The sequence below is a fragment of the Flavonifractor sp. DFI.6.63 genome (assembly GCF_024462255.1).
Classification (GTDB): domain Bacteria; phylum Bacillota; class Clostridia; order Oscillospirales; family Oscillospiraceae; genus Lawsonibacter_A; species Lawsonibacter_A hominis.
In genome coordinates this window covers 33220-50062 of sequence record NZ_JANGBE010000022.1, presented here as the reverse complement: position 1 = coordinate 50062, position 16843 = coordinate 33220, and the positions used below count along the sequence as shown (strand labels likewise).

18 protein-coding genes and 3 tRNA genes are annotated in these 16843 nt (G+C 58.3%); 8 read left to right on the top strand and 13 right to left on the bottom strand.

Annotated elements, in window-relative coordinates; translation table 11 throughout:
* Together NE547_RS12005 and NE547_RS12000 are read right to left on the bottom strand one after the other, a co-directional pair.
* Positions 1-681 (bottom strand): response regulator transcription factor, encoded by a 681-nt coding sequence (locus NE547_RS12005; protein WP_186907963.1) that lies wholly within the window; start codon positions 679-681, stop codon positions 1-3.
* Positions 682-692: 11 nt separating this feature from the next.
* Positions 693-1079, bottom strand: coding sequence for a ComEA family DNA-binding protein (locus NE547_RS12000; protein ID WP_256176038.1), 387 nt, complete (start codon positions 1077-1079; stop codon positions 693-695).
* A gap of 196 nt (positions 1080-1275) precedes the next feature.
* Here NE547_RS12000 and NE547_RS11995 point away from each other — a divergent pair, with 196 nt between their 5' ends.
* Both NE547_RS11995 and NE547_RS11990 read left to right on the top strand, forming a co-directional pair.
* Positions 1276-2670: a D-alanyl-D-alanine carboxypeptidase family protein gene (locus NE547_RS11995; protein WP_186907965.1), complete on the top strand. Its 1395-nt coding sequence runs from the start codon at positions 1276-1278 to the stop codon at positions 2668-2670.
* A gap of 545 nt (positions 2671-3215) precedes the next feature.
* Positions 3216-3914, top strand: a complete 699-nt coding sequence (locus NE547_RS11990) for a MerR family transcriptional regulator (RefSeq protein WP_370866849.1) — start codon at positions 3216-3218, stop codon at positions 3912-3914.
* A 277-nt stretch (positions 3915-4191) separates the two neighbouring features.
* Here NE547_RS11990 and NE547_RS11985 read toward each other — a convergent pair whose 3' ends face one another.
* Complete coding sequence (locus NE547_RS11985; RefSeq protein WP_256176037.1) at positions 4192-4440, bottom strand: TIGR03905 family TSCPD domain-containing protein; 249 nt, start codon at positions 4438-4440, stop codon at positions 4192-4194.
* Positions 4441-4577: 137 nt separating this feature from the next.
* Here NE547_RS11985 and NE547_RS11980 point away from each other — a divergent pair, with 137 nt between their 5' ends.
* Positions 4578-5159 (top strand): TetR/AcrR family transcriptional regulator C-terminal domain-containing protein, encoded by a 582-nt coding sequence (locus tag NE547_RS11980; protein ID WP_256176036.1) that lies wholly within the window; start codon positions 4578-4580, stop codon positions 5157-5159.
* A 113-nt stretch (positions 5160-5272) separates the two neighbouring features.
* Here NE547_RS11980 and NE547_RS11975 read toward each other — a convergent pair whose 3' ends face one another.
* The 3 genes from NE547_RS11975 to NE547_RS11965 all read right to left on the bottom strand — a co-directional run bounded on the left by NE547_RS11975 (position 5273) and on the right by NE547_RS11965 (position 6798).
* Positions 5273-5953, bottom strand: a complete 681-nt coding sequence (locus tag NE547_RS11975; RefSeq protein ID WP_186907968.1) for an LrgB family protein — start codon at positions 5951-5953, stop codon at positions 5273-5275.
* On the bottom strand, positions 5946-6311 hold the full coding sequence (locus NE547_RS11970; protein ID WP_186907969.1) for a CidA/LrgA family protein: 366 nt from the start codon (positions 6309-6311) through the stop codon (positions 5946-5948). The genes NE547_RS11975 and NE547_RS11970 overlap by 8 nt, the downstream gene beginning before the upstream one ends.
* Before the next feature lie 396 nt (positions 6312-6707).
* Positions 6708-6798, bottom strand: a tRNA-Ser gene (locus NE547_RS11965).
* Between the two features lie 190 nt (positions 6799-6988).
* Here NE547_RS11965 and NE547_RS11960 point away from each other — a divergent pair.
* Both NE547_RS11960 and NE547_RS11955 read left to right on the top strand, forming a co-directional pair.
* Positions 6989-7801 (top strand): cell wall hydrolase, encoded by an 813-nt coding sequence (locus NE547_RS11960; protein WP_256176035.1) that lies wholly within the window; start codon positions 6989-6991, stop codon positions 7799-7801.
* 255 nt (positions 7802-8056) lie between these two features.
* Entirely contained in the window at positions 8057-8872 is an 816-nt protein-coding gene (locus tag NE547_RS11955) for a cell wall hydrolase (RefSeq protein WP_256176034.1), read from the top strand.
* A gap of 79 nt (positions 8873-8951) precedes the next feature.
* Here the strand turns inward: NE547_RS11955 and NE547_RS18650 are convergent, their stop codons facing one another.
* Both NE547_RS18650 and NE547_RS11945 read right to left on the bottom strand, forming a co-directional pair.
* Positions 8952-9122, bottom strand: coding sequence for a hypothetical protein (locus NE547_RS18650; RefSeq protein WP_370866848.1), 171 nt, complete (start codon positions 9120-9122; stop codon positions 8952-8954).
* 182 nt (positions 9123-9304) lie between these two features.
* Positions 9305-9649, bottom strand: coding sequence for a hypothetical protein (locus NE547_RS11945; RefSeq protein ID WP_243204777.1), 345 nt, complete (start codon positions 9647-9649; stop codon positions 9305-9307).
* Between the two features lie 504 nt (positions 9650-10153).
* Between NE547_RS11945 and NE547_RS11940 the strand changes: the two genes are divergently transcribed.
* Positions 10154-10669, top strand: coding sequence for a QueT transporter family protein (locus NE547_RS11940; protein ID WP_256176033.1), 516 nt, complete (start codon positions 10154-10156; stop codon positions 10667-10669).
* A gap of 18 nt (positions 10670-10687) precedes the next feature.
* Positions 10688-11557 carry a UTP--glucose-1-phosphate uridylyltransferase GalU gene (gene galU, locus NE547_RS11935; RefSeq protein WP_186907973.1) on the top strand — a complete coding sequence of 290 codons (870 nt, stop codon included), beginning with the start codon at positions 10688-10690 and terminating at the stop codon, positions 11555-11557.
* Between the two features lie 396 nt (positions 11558-11953).
* On the opposite strand, the gene NE547_RS11930 is transcribed toward galU, so the two are convergent.
* The 4 genes from NE547_RS11930 to NE547_RS11915 form a co-directional block, all read right to left on the bottom strand.
* Positions 11954-13945, bottom strand: a complete 1992-nt coding sequence (locus NE547_RS11930; protein ID WP_256176032.1) for a fructose-1,6-bisphosphatase — start codon at positions 13943-13945, stop codon at positions 11954-11956.
* Between the two features lie 344 nt (positions 13946-14289).
* A complete protein-coding gene (locus NE547_RS11925) occupies positions 14290-14748 on the bottom strand; it encodes a VOC family protein (RefSeq protein ID WP_186908293.1) in 459 nt (152 codons plus the stop codon).
* A gap of 98 nt (positions 14749-14846) precedes the next feature.
* Positions 14847-14937 (bottom strand) — tRNA-Ser (locus NE547_RS11920).
* 57 nt (positions 14938-14994) lie between these two features.
* Positions 14995-15082: transfer RNA gene (locus tag NE547_RS11915), tRNA-Ser, on the bottom strand.
* 202 nt (positions 15083-15284) lie between these two features.
* Between NE547_RS11915 and NE547_RS11910 the strand changes: the two genes are divergently transcribed.
* Positions 15285-16211 (top strand): DDE-type integrase/transposase/recombinase, encoded by a 927-nt coding sequence (locus tag NE547_RS11910; protein WP_256176031.1) that lies wholly within the window; start codon positions 15285-15287, stop codon positions 16209-16211.
* 323 nt (positions 16212-16534) lie between these two features.
* Here the strand turns inward: NE547_RS11910 and NE547_RS11905 are convergent, their stop codons facing one another.
* On the bottom strand, positions 16535-16834 hold the full coding sequence (locus NE547_RS11905) for a NifU family protein (RefSeq protein WP_186907693.1): 300 nt from the start codon (positions 16832-16834) through the stop codon (positions 16535-16537).
* Between the last annotated feature and the right edge of the window lie 9 nt (positions 16835-16843).

Genomic DNA, 16843 nt, shown 5'->3' with positions numbered 1-16843 from the left:
TCATCCGTTTTTCAGGTAATACCCCACGCCCCACTTGGTGAGGATATACCGGGGATTGGCCGGGTCCAGCTCCAGCTTCTCCCGCAGGCGGCGCACATGTACGTCCACCGTGCGGTAATCCCCAGCATACTCATACCCCCAGACCACATTGAGCAGATTTTCCCGGGAGTACACCCGCCCCGGATTGCGCATGAGCAGCTCCATCAGGTCGAACTCCTTGGCGGTCAGATCCACGCTCTGCCCTTCTTTCCAGGCCGCCCGGGCATCGGCGTCCAGCGTGATGTGGCCGATGGTCAGCCGCCCCGCCTCCTTCTGGTGGGACATGCCCGCCCGGCGCAGCAGGGCCCGCACCCGGGCCTTCAGCTCCAGGATGTTGAAGGGCTTGGTGATATAATCGTCCGCCCCGCACTCGAAGCCGATGATCTTGTCCGCATCCTCGCTGCGGGCCGTCAACATGATCACCGGCACGTTGGAGAACTCCCGAATGCGCATACAGGCCTGCAGCCCGTCGATCTTGGGCATCATCAGGTCCAGGATGATCAGGTCGAACGCCCCGCTGCGGGCCAGCTCCACCGCCTGTTCCCCGTCGTAGCCCACCTCCACCTGATAGCCCTCGCTCTCCAGGTTGAACTTGATCCCCTTGACCAGCACCCGCTCGTCATCCACAACCAATATCTTCATGCCGTCCTCCTCTATGAAACGGTGATGTAGTCGATCAGTCCTTCCAGGATCCCTTCCCCGATGCCGCTGACCCTGGTCAGGTCCTCCGGGATCCGGAAGGGTCCATTTTGGGTGCGGTACGCGATAATATCCCGGGCCCGTTTCTCCCCGATCCCAGGCAGGGCGGTCAGCTCCTCCAGCTGTGCCGTGTTGATATTGATCTTCTCCCCCACCTCCGGCGCCTCCGGGCTGGACGCCGGCAAGGCGGGGACCAGGGGCGTTTCCTGCGCCAAAACACGCTGGGTCTCCACCCGCACCGGCTGCGCCGCGCTGCGTCCCCGCAAAAACCACCCCGCCGCAAAGGCCAGAAAGACCGCGCACAGGAGAATGGTAATCCATTCCAGACGGGAAATCTTCATAAATTGTAAAGCCTCCCCCGTTGCGTCCACCGCTGCCGTTTGCTATAATATTGCCGGTGAACGAAATCGCGCGCTACAGGTTTCGAGGTGATTCGCTCCGGTCCTTCGCCGCGGATCGCGGCGGGGCTTGGACCGCCGGCATGCGCGGATCGTCGCCGCTTTGCGGCTATTATATCATACATAACGGGAGTTTCCTATGAAAAAATTACGTGTGTTTTCCATCCTGCTTACCCTGACCCTTCTGACCGGCCTGCTCTCCCCCTATGCCGCCGCCTCCGGCAGCGGCAGCGCCATTCTGGACGGGATGCAGGTGCAGGCCAAGGCCGCGATTCTGGTGGACGCCGACTACGACGAGGTGCTCTACGAGCAGAACGCCCATGAAAAGATGTATCCCGCCAGCATCACCAAGGTCATGACCTGTCTGCTCACCCTGGAGGCGGTGGACCGGGGCGAGCTGACCCTGGAGCAGGTGGTCACCGCCAGTTCCGCCCTTCACACCGGCATCGGAGAGGGGGCCTCCACCGCCGATATTAAAGAGGGCGAACAGCTGCGGATCATTGATCTGCTCTACGCCGCCCTGATCCCCTCGGGCAATGAGGCCTGCAATGTTCTGGCGGAGGCTGTTTCCGGCAGCGTGACGGAGTTCGTGGCCCGGATGAACGCCCGCGCGGCGGAGCTGGGTATGACGGGCACCCACTTTTCCAACACCCACGGCTATCATGACGACGACCACTACACCACCGCCTACGACATCTACCGGATGTGCCGCCAGGCAATGGAATTCGAAACTTTCCGCACCATCGTATCTGCCAAAAACTATACCATGCCCGCCACCAACTTCCACCCGGAGGAGCGTATCGTCCGTTCCACCAACGCCCTGATCTCCAACTTCCGGGTCGCGGGTTACATCTACGAATACGCCACCGGCATCAAGACCGGCCATACGCCGGAAGCCGGCTACTGCCTGGCCGCCTCCGCCACCAAGGATGGGCACACCCTCCTCTCCGTCGTGATGGGCTGCGAGCGGGAGCCAGGCACCACCGGCAGCGAAGGCTTTCTCTACTTTGACGAGACAACCCGCCTATTGGAGTGGGGCTTTCGCAACTTCTCCCGCCGCACCATTCTGGACGATACCGCCCTGGATATCGCAGAGGTGGAGGTAACGCTTTCCGAGCAGGCCAACTATGTGGCCGTGCGCCCCGAAGGCTCCATTGTCGCCTGTCTGCCCAACGACCTGGATGCGGAGGATTTCACCCGCTCCTGGACGCTGGACGCGGAAAGCGTCGAGGCTCCCGTGGAGGAGGGCCAGGTGCTGGGCTCCATCACCGTGTCCCTGAACGGGAAGGAATACGGCTCTCTCCCGCTGGTGGCCCTGAACAGCGTGTCCCGTTCCGAGCTTTTGTACCGTCTGGACCGTATTCAGAAGTTTTTTGACCAGCTTTGGGTCAAGCTGGTCCTCCTGGCCGTCCTCGTTCTGATCGTGGTGCTGGTGCTGCGGCGCCTGTTTACCCGGGGCGGCCGGGGCGGCGGCAGGCGGGGCGGGTACGCTTACAGCGGCGCCTCCCGTTACAGCGGACGCCGCCGCCGGTAGCGCCGCATATTCCGCGGACATGCCATCGCAGCCGCCTGCGCGCGGGACGGAATGCGCCGTCCCGCGCGCTTTTTTCTCGACACGCGGGATTTGTCGGGATAAACCTCCTGCATGAGGTCTTTACAGCAAACCGTTCAACGCGGCAGCGGAGCTGGCCGTGCGCCCCTGCGTGGGCGCCGGCGCAGGAGGCCGCCCCGGAAAGCAGATCAGGCGTACAGCCAGCGGAATATTTAAGGTATCGCCGCACAATTCCCCACGCACGTCTTGGCGGCCAATCTGCCCCACAAATGCGTTGCAAAACCTTGCAATACAAAAAGTATTCCTGCGGTTTTGCGCCTTTTTGCGGCACAAATTTTCGCGCCGATCCGCACGCGTTGAAGCATGCGGTAATGCCTTAACATAATTTTTGAATTTTATCCTTGACCTTTCCGCTGCGTCATACCGTATACTCCACTTTGTCAGGAGGGAGCCTTATGGAATACACCATCCAACAACTGGCACAGCTGGCCGGGGTCACCCGAAGGGCCCTGCGGCACTACGACTAGATCGGCCTGCTCAAACCAGCCCATACCACCCAGGCGGGCTGGCGCCTCTACGGTGCGGCACAGGTGGACCGTTTGCAGCAGATCCTGTTCTATCGGGCGCTGGGACTGGAGCTGGAGCATATCCGCCGCCTGCTGGATGATCCCGCCTTCGACCGCCGGACGGCGCTGCAGAGCCACCTGACGGAGCTGAAGGACCGCCGGGGCCGGTTGGACGCCCTGATCCTGACCGTACAAAAAACGCTTGACGCAGAACAGGGAGGAAACAGAATGCCGGATACGGATAAATTTGAGTGTTTCAAACAGGATATGATCCAAAAAAACGAGGCGCAGTACGGGCCGGAACTGCGGGCCCGATATGGCGACGCGCTGGTGGACCGCGCCAACGCCCGGCTCGCTGGTCTTACCCGGGAGCAGTATGATGCGATGACCACGCTGGAGGACGAGATCCGCCGGGACCTGACCGCCGCCGTTTTGGCCGGGGACACGCCGGACGGTCCGGCGGGCCGGATGCTGGCGGAAAAGCACCGCCGCTGGCTCTCCGCCTCCTGGGAGCAGCCCTATACCCCTCAGGCCCATGCGGCGCTGGCAGCGCTGTACACGCAGGACAAACGCTTCACCGATTACTATGATCAAGCGGTACCGGGCTGCGCCGCATTCCTGCGCCGCGCTGTAGAAGCGTATACCGCCCCCTTGGTGTAAAATGAAACCGGGGGACGCTGAAAGCGTCCCCCGGTGAGACGGCCGAAACAGTGGCTGCGCCGCTGTTTCGAAACGGCCATACGAAATTTTGCCTCGATTGCTTGCGAAATAATCGGCAAGGATTTCGTGAGAAGAGTTCTTTCCGAGGCACATGTCCCCGGAAAGAACGGATTCTGATTTTATTCCACCGCCTGCGGGCGACGGAACTCTGCGGGGCACTCCTGCGGGAGGGGCTTTCGACAAGCGGACCCGCGGGACGCTTTCAGCGTCCCGCGGGTCAGGCCTCTCTGGCCTTTTTCAGCGCCTGGGCCAGCTGATCCGGACAGGAGGTGGACTTAAAGCCGCACTTGATACCGTCCAGGCGCCGTATGACTTCTTCCACTTCCATCCCCTCCACCAGGCGGGCAAGCCCCTGCAGGTTCCCGTTGCAGCCGCCCTCCACCCGTAAGGATCGGATCACTCCGCGCTCCACCTCCAGAGTCATCTTTTGCGAGCATACGCCCCGTGGGCGGTATTCGATGGTCATGCCCCGATTCTCCTTCCGTCTGCACATTTAAACGGTATTATACCGCATTTCGACCGGGATTGCAATCTGTCCCGTCCTTGTGCTATAATGATTGGCGTTGAAATAAAACCGGCCCGATATGAGATCCGGACGGGGAGGTGAGGTCCTTGGCTCCAAGCACCAAACTGGCGCTGGCGATGTCGCTGAAAAACCTGCTGACAAAAAAGTTTTTGGACGGCATTACCGTCAAGGAGATCGTAGAAGACTGCCAGGTCAACCGTCAGACCTTCTACTATCACTTTCAGGACATCTATGACCTGCTCCGGTTCTTCCTGGACCATGAGACCCAAGTCACCGTAGCGGGCAGCGCCAACTGGCAGGAAGCGCTGCTGCGCTGCTTCCAATACGCCCGGGAGCATCACCTCATCATCTTCCACGTGTTCCGCTCCAACGGACGGGATTATCTGGACAACCACTTCTTCCGCCTGGCGCGGGCCGTCAGTCAGGGCGCGCTGCGCGCCTGCAGTCCCGACCTGACCCTGGAGGAGCCGGATCTGGCGTTTCTGTCCGACTTTTATATGTACGCGCTGGGCGGCCTCATCATGGGCTGGCTGTCCGACGATATGAAGGAGGAGCCGGAGGCGCTGGTAGAACGCATCAGCCGCCTGCTGGACGGCGAATTCCGCCGCGCCGCCGAGACCTTTGCCCGCCGGGGTCCCCCGGCCGGCACGACATTTTAATTGCAGAAAACAGGGGCTCCATCGAATCCGATGGAGCCCCTGTTTTCTGGCAGTGCATACACCCTCTGCGGGCATCATGCCAAAAGGCTGGTTTGACCTCTGTGCCGATTCCGTTACAATAAGAAAAGGGACAGGACCACGGTGACCACTCCGCAGATCCCAATGGCCAGACCGCTCATAGCGCCCTCCGTCTCCCCCAGTTCCAACGCCTTGGAGGTCCCCACCGCGTGGGAGCAGGCCCCGATGGCCAGGCCGGCCGTCATGGGATCCTTCACCCGAAACAGCTTGATGAGGAGGGGGGCCAGCACGCTTCCCATGACACCGGTGACCAGTACCGCCACTACAGTGATGGGAACCATACCCCCATGGGGGCCGGAGATGCTGATGGCGATCGGAGTGGTGACCGACTTGGGCAGCAGCGACACCGTCATGGCCTCGTCCAGTCCGAACAGGCGGCACAGGAGCCATACGCTGAGAATAGAGGTAAACGAGCCCACCGTGCACCCTACTAAAATCGGCAGCCAGTTTTTTTTCAGGATCTGGATCTTTCCGTAGATCGCCACAGCCAGGCAGGCAGTGGCCGGGGAGAGGAACATGCTGATGATGCTGCCCCCCTCGTTATAGGACTCGTAAGGGATGCGGAAGAGCAGCAGAACGGCGATGGTCAGCACAATTCCGATGAGCAGCGGATTACAGGCCACCAGCCCGGTCCTTTTCTGGATACGCACCCCGGCCCAGAAACACAGCACGCTCAGGGCGATCCCGAAAAAAGGAGAGGCAAACAGCTCACTCATGGCGTTTTCTCCTTTCCAGCAGATACAGCGTGAAGCGGACGCTCAGCGCGGTGGCCGCGAAGACCAGCACCATCGTCACCAGGCAGATGACCAGCAGCTGTACCCAGGTGCTCTTCAGCACGTCGAAATAGTTGAGCATGCTCACGCCCGCAGGCAGAAAGAAAAAGGACATATTGGCCAGGAGAAAGTCCGACTTCTCCCGAATATGATCCAGCTTCAAACCTCCGGTGGCCAGCAGCACGAACAACAGCACCATACTGATGACGCTGGCGGGAAACGAAAAGGGGAGCAGCGCTTCTATGATCTGCCCGGCCCAGCATACGGCAAAAATAACACCGATCTGGCAGATGATTTTCAAAGGGATTCGCCTCCTGTTTCAAAACACAGAGACGATTTTACCGCAATCCCCTGCTAAAGTCAAACACTACCCGGCCAAAGCAAACGTTCCGTCCGTTTTTCCGGGCATTTCAAATGCCCAAGTGTGCGGTATCCGGTGAAAATGGGGCCTCCAAAAGGCGATTCGGTCATCCGCCCACACCCGCCCGCAAATCGAAGCCCAGCGCAAGCAGGCGGCGCGTCTGCGCCGTACGGGCGTTTAACCTTGATGCCGCCGGGAGCCACGGTACAGCCGTCGGCGGCTTTACGGCCGATCTATCGCGTTTTTTACACTTCCGCCGGTCATGTGCATTGCCGGGGCGGTCGAGCGATGGACGCAAAAAAAGTCGGAGCAAGCGATACAAAGCTTGCTCCGACTTGGCGGAGTAGGAGGGATTCGAACCCTCGAGCCGTGTTAGCGGCTACACGATTTCCAGTCGTGCTCGTTATGACCACTTCGATACTACTCCAAATCATTGTAATTTGGTTTTCTTTCAATGGACAGCAGAGATTATTATAACAGTTTTTCCGGCTCCGTCAAGAGGGAATTTTCAAAAACCTTCGAAAAGTCGCCCCTCCTGCAGGAAAATATTGTACCTTGCCAAATCTGTATCAAAACAGTTACAATCTGGTTACAAATCCAGAAAGGCAGGAACGACCATGAAAAAGCAATTGATCGCCGCCGCTCTGAGCGCGGCGCTGCTGGCGGGCGGGCAGAATGTGGCTGCGGCCGCCGCTCCGCTTACCATCGACGGTACGGCGCTGGAGGCCTCCGGCAGCTACCTGAGCAACAACACCACCTATGTCCCCATACGCACGGTGACGGAAGCCCTGCGTCCCGATGCCGCGGTGTCCTGGTCGGATGGGCAGGCAGTTGTTTCTGCCTGGGATCTGAACCTGACCGCCCGCCCAGGCGACCTTTACATACAGGCGAACGGCCGTTGTCTCTATGTGCCCGACGGCGTGCAGGTACGGTCCGGACGTGTTCTGGTACCGGTCCGGACGCTGGGTGCCGCCCTGGGCGCCCAGGTGGATTGGGACGCCGCCACCGGCTCAGTTTCTGTGACCGGCGGAGCCTCCGTGCTCACACATGCCGACTCCTACTACAATGAGGACGACCTCTACTGGCTCTCCCGTATCATCTCCGCAGAGAGCCGCGGGGAATCCCTGCTGGGGCAGATCGCCGTTGGCAACGTGGTGCTCAACCGGGCCGCTTCCGCTGATTTTCCCAATACGATCTACAGTGTTATCTTTGACAGCCGCTGGGGCGGCCAGTTTGAACCCGTGCGGAACGGCACGATCTACGACGCTCCTGCTCCGAGCAGTATCGTGGCGGCCAAACTCTGCCTGGAAGGGGCCAACGCAGTGGGAGACAGTCTCTACTTTCTGGCCCCAGCTCTGACCAGCAACCACTGGGCGATGAATCAGCGCACCTATGTAACCACCATCGGCTGCCATTGGTTTTATCGTTGAACCTTTTCCCAGCAACGCCCGGACGGGTATCGTCCGGGCGTAACCTTTTGTTATCATTTGCAGTCGATTTTTATACGGCAATGGATGAAAAAGTTCGTTCCAATATTTTTTATTGTCCCTTCAAACGGCTGTGCCGCAACGGATTGGAATCTTTCCCCAAATTTTCGGCTTGACTTTTAGGGTTAAAAGTAGTTACAATGTGGTTACAATTTGTGAAGCATCGCGTAACAAACTGTAACAGGAGGAACCCTTGTCATGAAAAAACGAGCCATTTGCGCGGCACTTTGCCTGACGCTCTGCATCGCTCTGGGCGGTCAGGCGGCGGCAGCCGAACGTGGCGTCAGCTTTATCCTCAATGGAGCTGTCCTTGAGACGGAGATCGCCGCGCAGGTCATCGACCAGACCGTCTACGTCTCCTATTGGCCCATCGTGCAGGCGTTGTATCCCGATGCCGCCGCCGTCTGGGCCAACCATCGGGCAGAGGTCACCACAGAAGGCCTGACCCTCTATATCAAGCCCGGCGCCAAGTATATCGAGGCCAACGGCCGCTATCTCTATGTGCCGGAGGGCGTACAGGTGCAGGGCTACGATATTCTGGTCCCCATACGGGTGCTGGGACGGGCCTTGGGCGCCTATATCAATTGGAACGGCGCCAGCTCCGCAGTAGAAATCACTTCCGGCAGCAGCCCCATCCCATCCGGTACGCTGGCCTATCAGGAGGACGTGGTTTACTGGCTCTCCCGCATCATCTACGCTGAGAGCGGCAACCAATCGCTGGACGGCAAGATCGCCGTTGGCAATGTGGTGCTCAACCGGGTGGCCAGCCCCCGTTTCCCCAACACGGTCTATGAGGTCATTTTCCAGCGGAATCAGTTTACCCCCGCCATGACGGGCAGCATTAACCGTACGCCCAGCGCCGAGAGCGTCATCGCCGCCAAGCTTTGCCTGGACGGCGCCAATACCGCCGGGGATGCTCTTTACTTTGTCAACCCCAACATGTCCCCCTATAGCTGGGCCTCCCGCAACCGGCCCTATGTGGCCACCATCGGCGCCCATGCTTTCTTCGCCTGATCCAACCGATACGTCCGGGGCCGGAAGTCCCCGGACGTATCGTCTCTTCCGCTTCGTTTTTTGCGTCTTTGTAGGTTTGTCAAAGATATTGGACAGCGAACTGGTTAGGAGAAAGCCAGTGTAAAGTCCTCATGGGTAGATTGTTGGAGCGGCGGTTATGGACGGCAAGTTGTTTGGCGAAGTCATCCGGAGAGAAGAAGGAATGGCAGGAATAGAACCGCTTCTGATCCTCACGGTGGCTGCGCTCCACCTTGCCGTTATGTCTGGGCGTATAAGGACGAATCCGTTTATGCCGGCCTTCAAGACGCTTCGCCGCCAGTTCAAACCGGGCGGGAATATCCTTCTTGCTGTTGGAACAGCAATTCGTGAACTCAAATCCGTTATCTGTCTGAACACATTCCACCTGAATTCCTCTGCGATCATACCATGCCGTCAGTTTTTGCAGAAAGTCTGCTGAGGAATCGGCGGACTGCTCCGGATAAGCCCCAGGAAACGCAGACGGGTGAACTCATCAATAGCCGTATATTGGAACAGGCGAAGCTCCTGGCCTGCAATACACCTGCGGGGCACTACCTTCACATCTACCTGTACCCGTTGCCCTGGGTACGTCATCTGCTCATAGGGCTTTGGCTTGTAGACTGGTTTCTTCTCGGCCTGCGGGAACAGCCCCAGCTTGCGCATGACCCGGAACAAGCTCTCCGGGCGGCGGGTATAGCCCCGCTGCCGCAGGCGGTGCCACAGTTCCACCATACCTAACTTGGGGTTTCTGCGGCCCATATCCGGCTCAGCTTCAATTCCGCTTCTGTATGTTGGTTGGGATGGCTGTGGGGCGTCCGGACTGGCAGGACAGAGACTGCACCGTTCCATCCCAACGCCCCTTCCAGAAGTAGATATACGACCGGCTCCTGTTGTACTTCCGGCCGGCTCGGCTCACGCCATATTTTCCCGCGTATTGCATCAGGGATTGCCGATATGCCATGTCCTGTGTTATACGCTTGCTCATGAAGGATATGGCCCCCTCTCATCAAGTTGTTGTGTGGTAACTCAACTTTATCCGATGAGGCCATTTCCTTCATCCTTTTTATTCGACTGTCCAATATGTATTGTACTCTTACACAAGGGCGGGCCATAAAGATGGCCCGCCCTCTGGATTTTTCCGCAGAAACATGGTAAGATACCTTTGACTGGTTTCCACATCCGGTCCAAGCACGGTTTTTACCGTGTTCGTTCGGCGGGCGTGCCCGTCGTTCTCTAAATACGAAAATGGAGGTATCCCTGACCATGCGCAAGTTCGACACCCGACAGATCACCCTGGCCGCCGCCGTGGCGGCCCTGTACGCCTTATTGACCTACTCCGGCTCCATCTTCGGCCTGACTTACGGGCCGGTACAGTTCCGCTTTGCCGAAGCGCTGTGTGTACTGCCGTTCCTGTTCCCAACCGCTGCCCCCGGCCTCTTCGTAGGCTGCCTGATTGCCAACCTGCTCTCTCCCTACGGACTGGTGGACGTGGTATGCGGCTCTGCCGCTACGCTGATCGCCGCGCTGATCACCGCCCGCGTGCGCCATAGGTGGCTGGCGCCCCTGCCGGCCGTGCTCTCCAATGGAGTTATCATCGGGGCCATGCTGGCCTGGTACGAGGCGGGGTTCGGCCCCGGTTTCTGGGGGATGTTCGCCTATAACGGCCTTGCCGTGGCGCTGGGCGAGCTGGGGGCCTGCTATGTGCTGGGGATGCTGCTGCTCTATGCCATCCCGAAGATCAAATATTTTCAGCCCATGCTGCGCCGGGTGCGCTGCTGAGGCAAGGAGGTCGTTTCCATGAAGGTACGCAAGGCGGTGATCCCCGCCGCCGGGCTTGGGACCCGGATGCTCCCCGCGACCAAGACGGTCCCCAAAGAGATGCTCCCCATGGTGGATAAGCCGGTGATCCAGTACATCATCGAGGAGGCGGTGGCCTCCGGCATTGAGGACATCCTGATCGTCACCAACCGGGCCAAATCCGCCATGGACGACTATTTTGACTACTACCCCGAACTGGAGACCCGGCTCAACCAAGCGGGCAAGGACAAGGAACTGGCCGAGGTCCGCGGCGCGGCCGATCTGGCCAATATCTTTTATGTCCGTCAGAAGGAGACGAAGGGACTGGGCCACGCCATCGGCCGGGCCCGCCGCTTCGTGGGGGACGAGCCCTTCGCGGTGCTGCTGGGGGACGACATCATGCGGGCGAAGAAGCCGGTGACCCTGCAGCTTGTGGAGGCTGCGGAGAAATACGGCGCGTCCGCCGTGGGAGTACAGCGGGTGGCGACCGAGGCGATCTCCCGCTATTCCTCCGTGAAGATCGCTCCTTTGGAGGAGCGGGTCTTCTCAGTATCCGATATGAACGAAAAGCCCAGCCCGGAGCAGATGTTTTCCAACTATGCCATTTTGGGGCGTTATGTACTCACGCCGGACATTTTCGATATCCTGGAACGGGTGAAGCCCGGATACGGCGGGGAGATCCAGCTCACGGACGGACTGCGGGAACTGTGCCAGAACAGCAGAATGGTGGCGGTAGACTTTGAGGGGCGCCGCTATGACACCGGCAACCTGAACGGTTTTTTGGAGGCCACCATTGACTTTGCCCTGGACCACCCGGCCGCCGGCCCCTGGCTGCGCGGCTTCCTCAAGGAAAAGGCCGCACAGCTGTAAAACCAGAGCCGCCGCACATTTGTGCGGCGGCTTCAGCCTGTCGAAAAACCCTCCTGGGGAAGAGCCCCGCAGAGTTGAGTCGTCCGAAGACGACGGAAGGAAAGGAGGCCCCGTCATTTCCGGCGACATACGCATCGGAAATGACACCTCTCATGACGGACAGGGCGACTTCTCTGCAAGGATCGAGCCCTGTCCGTCATGCATCCCTCTGTCGGAAAAGGCCAAAGGCCTTTTCCGACAGCCTGAGCCGCCGCACATTTGTGCGGCGGCTTTTCGTTCGGCTCGCTTTAGCCGGAGAGTTTAAACGCCGGCAAAGCTTGCTTTTTCAACAACCTTTAAGCCTCCGCCCCGTTTTCAGGGGCGGAGGCTTCTTGCCCGCCGCGGCGGATGCGGGTGCTATTCCTTGTGGTCTTCTACGATGGCGCCGCTGCGATAGGCCCACAGAAGGGCCATCAGATCGTCGATCTGTTCCTGGAGCTGGCGGCCAATATCGGTACCGGCGATCTTCATACGCGACTCCAGCCGTTCGAATACGGCGGAGCTGGAGGCGATGTCCTGGTTTTCCCGAATGGCGTTGGCACGCCCGGAGAAGGGCTCATGCGAGACCAGCCGGAAGCAGGCGGAGTTATAGATCAGGGTATACCCTGCGATCCCCGTAGTCTTTTGATAGGCCTTACAGAATCCGCCGTCAATGACCAGCAGCTTGCCCCCGCCCTTGATCGGGCTCTCCCCTTTCTTGGACTTAACGGGGATATGGCCGTTGATGATGTGGCAGTGCTCGCCTTCCAGGCCGAATTCCTTCAGCAGTGCATCGCACACCGACGGATCATTGTAGAACCGGTAATAGGGATTTTTGGGCTCGGTCCAAGTGGACTCGTCCAGGATCAGGCGGCGTTCAAACGTGGTCATCCGCTCCCGGCCAAAAATGGGGCTGTTGCGGCCCGCCCATAAAAACCAGAGGAAATCCATCCCAAATTCCCGCTCCGCCGTGCCCTGTTTGCTGTAATAGGCGCGGCGGGCGGTCAGATCGGCATAGTCCAGGAAGGCTTTTCCGGAGAGCGCCTCGCAGCCGATGGAGAACTCCATCTGTGCCCCCTGCTCCGTCATGGGGATGCAGCCGTGCAGGAGCAGGTTCCCATTGAAGACCTTGTACAGGCTGCCCTTGGAGTAGAGGAAGCGGATATGCCGCTGAAGCTTCTCACTGTGACGGAAGGAGGCGGTGAGCTGATCGATCAGAGCGGCCTCCTCCTCCGTAAGAGCATAGGGATCGGCCCGGTCCACGGTGGGGAAATCGGTATCCTCCAGGGGATAGGTGACGCCCTGAAGGGTAATGCATTTCCCCTCGTAGTCGATCTTATCCAGCAGCAGCCGGTCGGCCATGCCGAAGCTGGGGTTGCGCAGCAGCTTTTGCCCTTCCAGCTTGAAGAGAATGATCGTGATGGCCTTGTGCATCCGGGCAGCCAGCAGTTTGTCTTTTTCAGTGTAGTGGGAGGCGTCCTCGCCGGTCAGCTTGACTTCGAAGCAGTGTACGTCGCAGTCCCGGTATACCTCGTTGGCAAAGACCGACAGAGGGCGCAGGGAGATGCCGTAGCCGGTCTCGATGACTTCCAGGTTGTTGTAGCGCAGGGAATTGGCCAGCACGGTGGCCACCAGGGTGCGGGAGCCGGAAGCGGCCCCCATCCAAAGGATATCGTGGTTGCCCCACTGGATGTCCACGCTGTGGTAGTCCATCAGGGAATCCAGGATGATGTCGGCGCGGGGACCGCGGTCAAAGATATCGCCCACCAGGTGGAGATGATCGACCGCCAGGCGTTTGATCAGTTCGCACAGCTGGATGAGAAAGCTGGAGGCCCGGTCGATGTCAATAATCGTGGAGATGATATTCTCATAGTAGTCCCGTTTGTCACTGTCCTCGTAGTGGGTGTGGAGCATCTCGTCGATGATGTAGGCGTACTCGGGCGGCATGGCCTTGCGTACCTTGGAGCGGGTATACTTGGAACTGACCAGACGGCAGACCTCGATCAGCCGGTGGAAGGTGATGCGGTACCACTCCCGCATATCCTGGGTCTCTGCTTCGATCGCCTCCAGCTTTTCTCGGGGGTAGTAGATCAGGGTGGCCAGCTGATCCCGCTCGGCCTTGGAGACGGTGGTGGAAAACAGATCGTCCACCTTTTCCCGCACCACGCCGGAGGCGGAATTCAGAATGTGAAGGAAGGCTTCATATTCCCCGTGCACGTCGGAAATAAAATGCTCGGTGCCCTTTGGAAGATTGCGGATGGCCTGCAGATTGACGATCTCGGTGCTGGCCGCCTGTACATTGGGGTACTGCCGGGCCAGCATCTTGAGATAATGGAGGTCTTCCGAGCGGTAAGGCTTTGTCGGCTGCATAGAATCCCCACCTTTCCTGTTCTGGGCCTATTATCCCACGATGTACCGGACCTTTCAAGTAGGCGTTTCAAAGAAAAGGGAAAAGCGGGAGACCTTTGTGCTATACCAAAGATAGAAGCCGGGATTCCGGGCCGGGCGTCTGCACAACAAGCCGCGTGGGTACGCCGTATAAGCGGCATGCCGAACAAGCAAAAACGAGTCCGAACGCGGCGCAAGATGCCAAAGGGGAGGGCGGCCTTCGAGGAGGCTGCCCTCCCTTTTGGGTGAGCGGACAGAACATCATGCCAGTTCCATTTTAACGAAGGGATGAATGGTCACACAAGACGAGGATATGCCCGTCTGTTTCAAATGCACTTTCTCACAAATTCGACGGGGTGCTGAATGATCTCCGAAACTTCCTCAACAGAAAGGCCCTGAGACAAATAGCGCCTTGCGATCACTTCCATTGATTCACCAATTTCGATCATATGAAAATCGGGGTCGTAGATTCGGACCACTCGTTGCTGCCATTCGTGCTTTTTAGGGGGATGGACAAGCTTGACTTCCTTATGCTTTTCCAAAAGAAGCAGGAAGTCATCAAAATTTTCCACCTCAAAGTACAATTCCATGTTGTTTGAATGTCTGACAACAGAAGCAGGATCAATGTCCGTAAGCCATGCAAAATCTTGCTGTATTGCAAATCCGCCGCTAAAGGTCACGTTCTTGCCTAAGTCCAGAACGACCTCTTGTCCAAAGAGCTGCGTGTAAAATGCTTTTGATGCTTCGACGTCTTGCACGGCTAACAGCGGCAAGCAAAATTTCATTTCATCCGCCCCCGATTCCATCCATAATTTACTGTTATTCTATCATGATTTCAGAAAAAAAAGACATGCCTTCTCCATAATAGAAGGTATGTCTTTTTTGGCGGAGAAGGAGGGATTTGAACCCTCGCTGCGGTTTCCCACACTACTCCCTTAGCAGGGGAGCCCCTTCGGCCACTTGGGTACTTCTCCAAGTCCGGTTTTCGAATCGCTTATTCGATTTTGGTCAACGTACCGGGAGAAAATAAGTGGCGGAGAGAGTGGGATTCGAACCCACGGATGCTTCCACATCGCCGGTTTTCAAGACCGGTTCCTTCAACCACTCGGACATCTCTCCACGTTCGACGCCCAATCAGATGCGAAAGATATGATACCATGTTTTGCACGGCTTGTCAACCGAAAGACGCAAAAAACAAAGCGGAAGAGTGTAAGAGTACAATACATATTGGACAGTCGAATAAAAAGGATGAAGGAAATGGCCTCATCGGATAAAGTTGAGTTACCACACAACAACTTGACGAGAGGAGGCCATATCCTTCATGAGCAAGCGTATAACACAGGACATGGCATATCGGCAATCCCTGATGCAATACGCGGGAAAATATGGTGTGAGCCGAGCCGGCCGGAAGTACAACAGGAGCCGGTCGTACATCTACTTCTGGAAGACCCGCTGGGACGGGACGGTGCAGTCCCTGGCCTGCCCGTCCAGACGCCCGCACAGCCATCCCAATCAGCACACGGAGGCGGAGCTGAAGCTGATCCGGGATATGCGCCGCCGTAATCCCGAACTGGGCATGGTGGAACTGTGGCACCGTCTGCGGAAGCGGGGCTATACCCGCCGCCCGGAGAGCTTGTTCCGGGTCATGCGCAAGCTGGGGCTGTTCCCGCAGGCCGAGAAGAAACCAGTCTACAAGCCAAAGCCCTATGAGCAGATGACGTACCCAGGGCAACGGGTACCGGTAGATGTGAAGGTAGTGCCCCGCAGGTGTATTGCAGACCAGGAGCTTCGCCTGTTCCAATATACGGCTATTGACGAGTTCACCCGTCTGCGTTTCCTGGGGGCTTATCCGGAGCAGTCCACTTATTCCTCTGCCGATTTCCTGAAAAAGTTGGTCAAATGGTATGCTCGCAGAAAAATCCGGGTGGAGTGTGTCCAGACTGACAATGGCTTTGCGTTCACCAACCGTTTTTCCAACAGCAAACGGGATCTGCCTGCTTTATTCGAACAAACAGCTGCCCTGCCGGGTACCCGCCATAAGCTCATCCGCCCTTACACGTCCAGGCACAACGGTAAAGTGGAACGCAGCCACCGGGAGGACCACAAGCGGTTTTATTCCTGCCACAAGTTCTATTCCCTGAACGGCTTTAACAAGCAGTTCACTGTCCACAACCGCCGCTCTAACAACTTCCCCATGAGGCCCCTTCACTGGCTTTCTCCCGCAGAGTTCACTGTCCAATATCTTTGACAAACCTACAGCGGGCCATCTTTATGGCCCGCCCTCCGTCTGGAATGGAGCGCAGTCGATTCACCGAAAATCAATATCGCATCTGGTCCCCTGTGAAAAAAGAACGCCATCGGTTCATGGAACGCATATATAACCGTGTTTTCCTCTTCAAAATCGCTATGCCCGTTCTCGATCCACGCATAAAGCGCATTTTTGACGATGGAGCAATCATTTGATCCTCCGCTTATCCAAACCACTCCAAGTGGGTTCCAACCCCGGGGGCCGCCGTCCTCCTTGTGAAAAAGCGCGCGCACGGGCCGCTGCGGCCCCCTGCGGCCGTTCCCTCATTTCCCGCCGTCGGGGGATGCGCGGCGCCGGAGGATGGCCCTGGCCTGCGCCAGAAGGTCCTCGTCGATCTCCTCGACCAAAACCACCTGCCGAACCTCCGGTATGGCGGCGCACACCGCCTCCTGGATGATCTGCTCGGTGGTAATGGTAGCGGAGGGACAGCCGGCACAGTGACCCAGCAGCCGCACCCGCAGCAGGCCGTCCTCCGTCAGCTCCCGCACCTCCACAGCGCCGCCATGGCCCTGGAGATAGGGGCGCACCTGTTCGTCCAGCACCTGTTCGATCCGCTCCAGCATGTCTTCTTC

Bases quoted from the DNA above. Each gene is read 5' to 3' on its own strand.
- NE547_RS12005 (WP_186907963.1), bottom strand. From the start codon at position 681: ATGAAGATATTGGTTGTGGATGACGAGCGGGTGCTGGTCAAGGGGATC.
- NE547_RS12000 (WP_256176038.1), bottom strand. From the start codon at position 1,079: ATGAAGATTTCCCGTCTGGAATGGATTACCATTCTCCTGTGCGCGGTC.
- NE547_RS11995 (WP_186907965.1), top strand. From the start codon at position 1,276: ATGAAAAAATTACGTGTGTTTTCCATCCTGCTTACCCTGACCCTTCTG.
- NE547_RS11985 (WP_256176037.1), bottom strand. From the start codon at position 4,440: ATGACCATCGAATACCGCCCACGGGGCGTATGCTCGCAAAAGATGACT.
- NE547_RS11975 (WP_186907968.1), bottom strand. From the start codon at position 5,953: ATGAGTGAGCTGTTTGCCTCTCCTTTTTTCGGGATCGCCCTGAGCGTG.
- NE547_RS11960 (WP_256176035.1), top strand. From the start codon at position 6,989: ATGAAAAAGCAATTGATCGCCGCCGCTCTGAGCGCGGCGCTGCTGGCG.
- NE547_RS11955 (WP_256176034.1), top strand. From the start codon at position 8,057: ATGAAAAAACGAGCCATTTGCGCGGCACTTTGCCTGACGCTCTGCATC.
- NE547_RS11945 (WP_243204777.1), bottom strand. From the start codon at position 9,649: ATGGGCCGCAGAAACCCCAAGTTAGGTATGGTGGAACTGTGGCACCGC.
- NE547_RS11940 (WP_256176033.1), top strand. From the start codon at position 10,154: ATGCGCAAGTTCGACACCCGACAGATCACCCTGGCCGCCGCCGTGGCG.
- galU (WP_186907973.1), top strand. From the start codon at position 10,688: ATGAAGGTACGCAAGGCGGTGATCCCCGCCGCCGGGCTTGGGACCCGG.
- NE547_RS11930 (WP_256176032.1), bottom strand. From the start codon at position 13,945: ATGCAGCCGACAAAGCCTTACCGCTCGGAAGACCTCCATTATCTCAAG.
- NE547_RS11925 (WP_186908293.1), bottom strand. From the start codon at position 14,748: ATGAAATTTTGCTTGCCGCTGTTAGCCGTGCAAGACGTCGAAGCATCA.
- NE547_RS11910 (WP_256176031.1), top strand. From the start codon at position 15,285: ATGAGCAAGCGTATAACACAGGACATGGCATATCGGCAATCCCTGATG.
- NE547_RS11905 (WP_186907693.1), bottom strand. From the start codon at position 16,834: ATGCTGGAGCGGATCGAACAGGTGCTGGACGAACAGGTGCGCCCCTAT.